The 6,773-nt window shown below is 45.7% G+C and carries 14 protein-coding genes; all 14 read left to right on the top strand.

All coding sequences use genetic code 11. The annotated features are described in order from the left end of the window. Nucleotides 1-462: EF-Tu C-terminal domain-related protein (locus ACVA6Q_RS22370; protein ID WP_446648964.1), on the top strand; the 462-nt coding region annotated here is incomplete at its 5' end. Between the two features lie 185 nt (nt 463-647). Beyond that, nucleotides 648-836 carry a (2Fe-2S)-binding protein gene (locus ACVA6Q_RS22365; protein WP_042502742.1) on the top strand — a complete coding sequence of 63 codons (189 nt, stop codon included), beginning with the start codon at nt 648-650 and terminating at the stop codon, nt 834-836. Between the two features lie 82 nt (nt 837-918). Next, the gene (gene bfr, locus ACVA6Q_RS22360; protein WP_112460407.1) at nt 919-1,395 is read left to right on the top strand and encodes a bacterioferritin; all 477 of its coding nucleotides are present in this window, start codon (nt 919-921) and stop codon (nt 1,393-1,395) included. Between the two features lie 372 nt (nt 1,396-1,767). Then, nucleotides 1,768-2,079 carry a 30S ribosomal protein S10 gene (gene rpsJ, locus ACVA6Q_RS22355; RefSeq protein WP_031495630.1) on the top strand — a complete coding sequence of 104 codons (312 nt, stop codon included), beginning with the start codon at nt 1,768-1,770 and terminating at the stop codon, nt 2,077-2,079. A 14-nt stretch (nt 2,080-2,093) separates the two neighbouring features. Continuing rightward, nucleotides 2,094-2,723 carry a 50S ribosomal protein L3 gene (gene rplC, locus ACVA6Q_RS22350; RefSeq protein WP_112460406.1) on the top strand — a complete coding sequence of 210 codons (630 nt, stop codon included), beginning with the start codon at nt 2,094-2,096 and terminating at the stop codon, nt 2,721-2,723. A gap of 16 nt (nt 2,724-2,739) precedes the next feature. Then, on the top strand, nt 2,740-3,342 hold the full coding sequence (rplD, locus tag ACVA6Q_RS22345; RefSeq protein ID WP_042478663.1) for a 50S ribosomal protein L4: 603 nt from the start codon (nt 2,740-2,742) through the stop codon (nt 3,340-3,342). Beyond that, complete coding sequence (gene rplW, locus ACVA6Q_RS22340) at nt 3,339-3,641, top strand: 50S ribosomal protein L23 (RefSeq protein WP_353497268.1); 303 nt, start codon at nt 3,339-3,341, stop codon at nt 3,639-3,641. Before rplD ends, rplW begins: the two co-directional genes overlap by 4 nt. A gap of 15 nt (nt 3,642-3,656) precedes the next feature. Further along, nucleotides 3,657-4,481, top strand: coding sequence for a 50S ribosomal protein L2 (gene rplB / locus ACVA6Q_RS22335; protein ID WP_042478666.1), 825 nt, complete (start codon nt 3,657-3,659; stop codon nt 4,479-4,481). Nucleotides 4,482-4,500: 19 nt separating this feature from the next. Continuing rightward, nucleotides 4,501-4,779 (top strand): 30S ribosomal protein S19, encoded by a 279-nt coding sequence (rpsS, locus tag ACVA6Q_RS22330; RefSeq protein ID WP_031495622.1) that lies wholly within the window; start codon nt 4,501-4,503, stop codon nt 4,777-4,779. 10 nt (nt 4,780-4,789) lie between these two features. Further along, nucleotides 4,790-5,122, top strand: a complete 333-nt coding sequence (rplV, locus tag ACVA6Q_RS22325; protein WP_042478670.1) for a 50S ribosomal protein L22 — start codon at nt 4,790-4,792, stop codon at nt 5,120-5,122. Nucleotides 5,123-5,138: 16 nt separating this feature from the next. Then, a complete protein-coding gene (gene rpsC, locus ACVA6Q_RS22320; protein WP_112481252.1) occupies nt 5,139-5,837 on the top strand; it encodes a 30S ribosomal protein S3 in 699 nt (232 codons plus the stop codon). A gap of 11 nt (nt 5,838-5,848) precedes the next feature. Beyond that, nucleotides 5,849-6,259: a 50S ribosomal protein L16 gene (gene rplP, locus ACVA6Q_RS22315; protein ID WP_006075723.1), complete on the top strand. Its 411-nt coding sequence runs from the start codon at nt 5,849-5,851 to the stop codon at nt 6,257-6,259. Next, nucleotides 6,259-6,450 (top strand): 50S ribosomal protein L29, encoded by a 192-nt coding sequence (gene rpmC / locus ACVA6Q_RS22310; RefSeq protein WP_004736737.1) that lies wholly within the window; start codon nt 6,259-6,261, stop codon nt 6,448-6,450. Before rplP ends, rpmC begins: the two co-directional genes overlap by 1 nt. Then, nucleotides 6,450-6,704, top strand: coding sequence for a 30S ribosomal protein S17 (gene rpsQ / locus ACVA6Q_RS22305; RefSeq protein ID WP_042478674.1), 255 nt, complete (start codon nt 6,450-6,452; stop codon nt 6,702-6,704). The genes rpmC and rpsQ overlap by 1 nt, the downstream gene beginning before the upstream one ends. Nucleotides 6,705-6,773: the final 69 nt, after the last annotated feature.

Genomic DNA, 6,773 nt, shown 5'->3' with positions numbered 1-6,773 from the left:
GAAGTAGAAATCGTTGGTATCAAAGATACAACTGTTACTACTTGTACTGGTGTTGAGATGTTCCGTAAGCTTCTTGATGAAGGTCGTGCTGGTGAGAACGTTGGTGCACTTCTACGTGGTACTAAGCGTGATGACGTTGAACGTGGTCAAGTTCTTGCAGCTCCTGGCTCAATCAACCCACACACTAAGTTCGAGTCTGAAGTATACGTACTTTCTAAAGACGAAGGCGGCCGTCATACTCCGTTCTTCAAAGGCTACCGTCCACAGTTCTACTTCCGTACAACTGACGTAACTGGTGACATCTCTCTACCTGAAGGCGTAGAAATGGTAATGCCAGGCGACAACATCCAAATGAAAGTTGAGCTAATCGCTCCAATCGCAATGGATGAAGGTCTACGTTTCGCTATCCGTGAAGGTGGCCGTACTGTAGGTGCTGGTGTTGTTGCTAAGATCTTCGACTAATATTTAGTCGATAATCGCAATAAACGCGAAAAGAGGAGCTTAGGCTCCTCTTTTTTTATATGAAAAATAAATTTAATGTCGCTTCAGGGACTTACCTCAATTAGGTCGATTTGGAGGTAAATAGCACTGGTAATGCTAACAATTCTCGTTTATATTCTTCAGCGTGAATTGTGAAAGGTTGATTTATGTTTGTTTGTTTATGCCACGGCATCTCTGATAAAAAATTGCGTAAGCTTGCTATCGAAGAAGGTATCACTGATATGCGTACCATCAGAAAGTGCACTTCTCTCGGCTCACAGTGTGGTAAATGCGTTAAACAAGCTAAAGAAATCCTCAGCGAAACACAGGCTATGCAGTTTGCAAAAGTAAGCTAACCCCAAAACCTTCGCCAGGTTGCTTTGACACCTCTCTAATTGGTTCTACAGTTAATACTGAGCCAAAGAGGAGGGCTTTGTCATGAAAGGCGATCCAATCATCATTCAACATCTCAACAAAATTCTCGGTAACGAACTTGTTGCCATCAATCAATATTTCCTACACGCAAGAATGTACAAAGACTGGGGCTTAAAGCACCTGGCCGATAAGGAATACCACGAATCTATCGATGAAATGAAACACGCCGATCATCTGATTGAGCGGATTTTATTCTTAGAAGGCATACCCAATTTACAAGATTTAGGTAAGCTCATGGTCGGTGAGGATACTAAGGAAATGTTGGAGTGCGACCTTAAACTCGAAATGATGGCAATACCTGACCTGAAAGATGCGATCGCTTACGCAGAAGATAGTCGCGATTTTGTCTCTCGTGATCTGTTCCAAGACATATTAGAAGACGAAGAAGAGCATGTGGATTGGCTCGAAACCCAGCTAGGACTGATAGAGAAAGTGGGTATTGAAAACTATCTTCAAGCTCAGTTTGTTGACGAAGAGTAGCGCATCATACACCAGGGTCTAGTTGTCCATGACTAGACCCTAAAAGTAAATTCGTTTATTTTTCCCCCACCTATTGCATCCCGTTTTGTGATCTGTATAATACCGCCCACTGACTTAGTTCAGTTGTGAACCAATGAGCAAAGAGGAGTAAGTAATTTGCCTCCGGCAAGTGCTTAGTAACGTAGACTCAGCTTATGTTCGCAGTTAATACAATTGACTCTCTGCCTAGCAGTTGAGTGAATCGAAAATTAGCTGACAATGCGCTCAATTAGAGTGCTACGGTTTCACATAAATCAATCGGCATTCTCTCGCCTTCGCGAGTATGAGTGGCGATATTGTTTGTGTAATTTTTAATTATTGGAGCTCTGTCTCATGCAGAACCAACGTATTCGTATCCGCCTAAAGGCTTTCGATTATAAACTAATCGACCAGTCGACTGCGGAAATCGTTGAAACAGCTAAGCGTACCGGCGCACAGGTTCGTGGTCCAATTCCACTACCTACTCGTAAAGAGCGTTTCACTGTTCTTATCTCTCCACACGTCAACAAAGATGCACGTGACCAGTACGAAATCCGTACTCACAAGCGTTTGATCGACATCGTTGAGCCAACAGACAAAACTGTTGACGCTCTAATGCGTCTTGATCTTGCTGCTGGCGTTGATGTTCAAATCAGCCTAGGTTAAGGGAGATTAGAAGAATGATTGGTCTAGTCGGACGTAAAGTGGGTATGACCCGCATTTTTACCGAAGAAGGCGTTTCTATCCCTGTAACAGTTGTTGAGGTTGAAGCGAACCGTGTAACTCAAGTACGTACACTTGAAGCAGACGGTTATGCAGCAATCCAGGTAACTGCAGGTGCTAAGAAAGCTAGCCGTGTTTCTAAGCCAGAAGCTGGCCACTTTGCGAAAGCAGGTGTTGAAGCAGGTCGCGGTCTTTGGGAATTCCGTTTGGAAAACGGCGAAGAGTTCGCAGTTGGCGCTGAGCTAAACGTAGAACTATTCAACGACGTTAAAAAAGTAGACGTTACTGGTACTTCTAAAGGTAAAGGCTTCCAAGGCGCTGTTAAGCGTTGGAACTTCTCTACTCAAGATGCTACTCACGGTAACTCTTTGTCTCACCGTGCTCCGGGTTCAATTGGTCAGTGCCAAACTCCAGGTCGCGTATTTAAAGGCAAAAAAATGGCAGGTCACATGGGTGCTGAGCGTGTAACGACTCAAAACCTAGAGATCGTACGTGTTGACGCTGAGCGCAATCTGCTTCTTATTAAAGGTGCAGTACCAGGCTCAACAGGCGGCAACGTGATCGTAAAACCAGCTATTAAAGCTTAACGTCTAGGAGTAAGTAATGGAATTGATGGTTAAAGGTGCTGATGCACTAACTGTTTCCGAGACTACTTTCGGACGTGACTTCAACGAAGCTCTTGTACACCAAGTAGTTGTTGCTTATGCAGCAGGTGCTCGTCAAGGTACTCGCGCTCAAAAGACTCGTTCTGAAGTATCTGGCGGTGGCGCTAAGCCATGGCGCCAAAAAGGTACTGGCCGTGCACGTGCTGGTACAATTCGTAGCCCAATCTGGCGTACAGGTGGTGTTACTTTTGCTGCGAAACCACAAGATCACAGCCAAAAAGTTAACAAAAAAATGTACCGCGGTGCTATGAAGAGCATTCTTTCTGAGCTAGTTCGTCAAGAGCGTCTAATCGTTGTTGATAACTTCTCTGTAGAAGCTCCAAAAACGAAAGAGCTTGTAGCTAAGCTTAAAGAGCTTGAGCTTACAGATGCGCTAATCGTGACTAGCGAAGTAGATGAGAATCTATTCCTAGCTGCTCGTAACCTATACAAAGTTGACGCACGTGACGTTGCTGGTATCGATCCAGTATCTCTAATCGCGTTCGACAAAGTTGTTATTACTGCAGCTGCAGTTAAACAAGTTGAGGAGATGCTAGCATGATCACTGAAGAGCGTATCCTAAAAGTTCTACGTGCTCCGCACATCTCTGAAAAAGCAACTATGGCAGCTGAGAAAGCGAACACTATCGTTTTCAAAGTAGCTAAAGATGCAACTAAGAAAGAGATCCAAGCAGCTGTAGAAAAGCTATTTGAAGTTGAAGTTAAGTCTGTAAATACTCTTGTTCTTAAGGGTAAGACTAAACGCCAAGGTCTACGCCAAGGTCGCCGCAGCGACGTTAAGAAAGCGTATGTGACTCTGGCGGAAGGTCAAGATCTTGACTTCGTTGGCGGTGCGGAATAACAGGAGAGTTAAACAATGGCTATTGTTAAATGTAAGCCGACTTCCCCTGGTCGTCGTCACGTAGTTAAAGTTGTTAACGCTGACCTTCACAAAGGTAAGCCTTACGCTCCACTTCTAGAGAAAAACTCTAAGAACGGTGGTCGTAACAACAACGGTCGTATCACAGTACGTCACATCGGTGGTGGTCACAAGCATCACTATCGTTTGGTTGATTTCAAGCGTACTAAAGATGGCATCCCAGCGAAAGTTGAGCGCCTAGAATACGATCCAAACCGTAGTGCAAACATCGCTCTAGTTCTATACGCAGACGGTGAGCGTCGCTACATCATTGCACCAAAAGGCATCCAAGCGGGTGACTCTATCCAGTCTGGTGTTGATGCGCCTATCAAAGCAGGTAACACTCTGCCGATGCGCAACATCCCAGTAGGTTCTACAGTACACTGTGTTGAACTTAAGCCTGGTAAAGGTGCACAAATTGCTCGTTCTGCAGGTGCATACGCACAAATCATCGCTCGCGATGGTGCATATGTAACTCTACGCCTACGTTCTGGCGAAATGCGCAAAGTACTATCAGAAGGCCGTGCAACAATCGGTGAAGTTGGTAATGCTGAGCACATGCTACGTGAACTAGGTAAAGCTGGTGCTAGCCGCTGGCGCGGTGTTCGTCCAACCGTTCGCGGTGTGGTAATGAACCCGGTAGACCACCCACACGGTGGTGGTGAAGGCCGTACTTCTGGTGGTCGTCACCCAGTATCTCCTTGGGGTCAGCCAACTAAAGGCTTTAAGACTCGTAAGAACAAGCGCACTGACAAGTACATCGTACGTCGTCGTAATAAGTAATCTATAAAGAGGAATCGCCATGCCACGTTCTCTCAAGAAAGGTCCTTTTATTGACCTACACTTGCTGAAGAAGGTAGAGAAAGCGGTGGAAAGCGGAGACAAAAAGCCTGTTAAGACTTGGTCCCGTCGTTCAATGATCATCCCATCAATGATTGGTTTGACCATCGCTGTCCATAATGGTCGTCAGCACGTACCAGTTTTCGTTACCGAAGAAATGATCGGTCACAAACTGGGTGAATTTGCACCAACTCGCACTTACCGCGGCCACGCTGCGGATAAGAAAGCTAAGAAGAAATAAGGAGTAGATGATGGAAGCTATCGCTAAACATAACTTTGCTCGTATTTCTCCTCAGAAAGCTCGCTTAGTTGCAGACCAAATCCGCGGTAAAAGCGTGGATCAAGCTCTTGAACTACTAACTTTCAGCAACAAAAAAGCTGCTGAACTAGTTAAGAAAGTTCTTGAATCAGCAATCGCGAATGCGGAACACAACGAAGGTGCAGATATCGACGATCTTTCAGTCGCAAAAATCTTCGTAGATGAAGGTCCTATCATGAAGCGTATTATGCCTCGTGCTAAAGGCCGTGCCGACCGTATCTTGAAGCGTTCTTGCCACATCACTGTTGTTGTTGCAGACGCTTAAGACTAGGAGATAAGCAATGGGTCAGAAAGTACATCCTAATGGTATTCGTCTTGGCATCGTTAAGCCTTGGAATGCTACATGGTTTGCTAACACCAAAGATTTCGCTGACAACCTAGACGGCGACTTCAAGGTACGTCAGTTCCTTACTAAGGAACTAGCAAAAGCGTCTCTTTCACGTATCGTTATCGAGCGTCCAGCTAAGAGCATCCGTGTGACTATTCACACTGCTCGTCCTGGCGTTGTTATCGGTAAGAAAGGTGAAGACGTTGAGAAGCTACGCGCAGCTGTAGCTAAAATCGCAGGTGTACCAGCGCAAATTAACATCGCTGAAGTACGTAAGCCTGAGCTAGACGGCCAACTTGTGGCTGATAGCATCGCGTCTCAACTTGAGCGTCGTGTTATGTTCCGTCGTGCTATGAAGCGTGCGGTACAAAATGCTATGCGTCTTGGCGCTAAAGGTATCAAAGTGGAAGTAAGTGGTCGTCTAGGCGGCGCTGAAATCGCACGTTCTGAGTGGTACCGTGAAGGCCGTGTGCCTCTACACACTCTACGTGCTGACATTGATTACGCAACTTCTTCGGCTCACACCCAATACGGTGTGATCGGCATTAAAGTTTGGATCTTCAAAGGTGAGATTCTAGGCGGTATGCCAGCAGCTAACGCTGTAGAGCCAAAAGGCGACAAGCCTAAGAAGCAGCGCAAAGGCCGTAAGTAAGGAGTCGACAGATGCTACAACCTAAACGTACTAAGTTCCGTAAGGTTCAGACTGGTCGCAACCGTGGTCTAGCTAAAGGTACAGACGTAAGCTTCGGCACATTCGGTCTTAAGGCTGTTGGTCGTGGTCGTCTTACTGCTCGTCAGATCGAAGCGGCACGTCGTGCAATGACGCGTCACGTTAAGCGTCAAGGTAAAATCTGGATTCGTGTATTCCCAGACAAGCCTATCACAGAAAAACCACTAGAAGTTCGTCAAGGTAAGGGTAAAGGTAACGTTGAGTACTGGGTAGCCCAAATCCAACCTGGTAAGGTTATGTACGAAATGGACGGTGTACCTGAAGAGTTGGCACGTGAAGCGTTCCGCCTAGCGGCTCGCAAACTGCCGTTCAAAACTACATTTGTAACTAAGCAGGTGATGTGATGAAAGCACAAGATCTACGCGAAAAAAACGTTGAAGAGCTTAACGCTGAGCTTTTGAATTTGCTACGTGAACAGTTCAACTTGCGCATGCAAGCTGCAACTGGTCAGCTTCAGCAAACTCATACTCTAAAAGCTGTACGCCGTGATATCGCACGTGTGAAAACTGTTTTGACTGAGAAGGCAGGCGCATAATGAGCGAACAAATCCGTACTCAACTAGGTCGTGTAATTAGCAACAAAGGCGATAAGTCTATTGTTGTTGCAATCGAACGCATGGTTAAACACCCAATTTACGGTAAATTCGTAAAGCGTACGACTAAACTACACGCACATGACGAAAACAACGAGTGTGGCATTGGCGACACTGTTGAAGTTCGTGAGTGCCGTCCACTGTCTAAGACTAAGTCTTGGACTTTGGTAAGCATCGTAGAAAAAGCGAAAATTTAATCGTTTTTCTCTAGCGAAATCAAGCGGCTCCAAATTATTTTTGGGGCCGCTTATTTTTTGTCTACCCAA

The sequence above is a fragment of the Vibrio sp. DNB22_10_4 genome (genome assembly GCF_052879755.1).
Note: the sequence above shows the minus strand (reverse complement) of the source record. Positions and strands in the feature narration are given on the sequence as shown.

What these genes read in the sequence shown, in the direction of transcription:
- rplD (WP_042478663.1), top strand. Translation starts at nt 2,740, where the DNA reads ATGGAATTGATGGTTAAAGGTGCTGATGCACTAACTGTTTCCGAGACT.
- rpsS (WP_031495622.1), top strand. Translation starts at nt 4,501, where the DNA reads ATGCCACGTTCTCTCAAGAAAGGTCCTTTTATTGACCTACACTTGCTG.
- rpsQ (WP_042478674.1), top strand. Translation starts at nt 6,450, where the DNA reads ATGAGCGAACAAATCCGTACTCAACTAGGTCGTGTAATTAGCAACAAA.
- rplV (WP_042478670.1), top strand. Translation starts at nt 4,790, where the DNA reads ATGGAAGCTATCGCTAAACATAACTTTGCTCGTATTTCTCCTCAGAAA.
- ACVA6Q_RS22365 (WP_042502742.1), top strand. Translation starts at nt 648, where the DNA reads ATGTTTGTTTGTTTATGCCACGGCATCTCTGATAAAAAATTGCGTAAG.
- bfr (WP_112460407.1), top strand. Translation starts at nt 919, where the DNA reads ATGAAAGGCGATCCAATCATCATTCAACATCTCAACAAAATTCTCGGT.
- rplW (WP_353497268.1), top strand. Translation starts at nt 3,339, where the DNA reads ATGATCACTGAAGAGCGTATCCTAAAAGTTCTACGTGCTCCGCACATC.
- rplP (WP_006075723.1), top strand. Translation starts at nt 5,849, where the DNA reads ATGCTACAACCTAAACGTACTAAGTTCCGTAAGGTTCAGACTGGTCGC.
- rpmC (WP_004736737.1), top strand. Translation starts at nt 6,259, where the DNA reads ATGAAAGCACAAGATCTACGCGAAAAAAACGTTGAAGAGCTTAACGCT.
- rplB (WP_042478666.1), top strand. Translation starts at nt 3,657, where the DNA reads ATGGCTATTGTTAAATGTAAGCCGACTTCCCCTGGTCGTCGTCACGTA.
- rpsC (WP_112481252.1), top strand. Translation starts at nt 5,139, where the DNA reads ATGGGTCAGAAAGTACATCCTAATGGTATTCGTCTTGGCATCGTTAAG.
- rplC (WP_112460406.1), top strand. Translation starts at nt 2,094, where the DNA reads ATGATTGGTCTAGTCGGACGTAAAGTGGGTATGACCCGCATTTTTACC.
- rpsJ (WP_031495630.1), top strand. Translation starts at nt 1,768, where the DNA reads ATGCAGAACCAACGTATTCGTATCCGCCTAAAGGCTTTCGATTATAAA.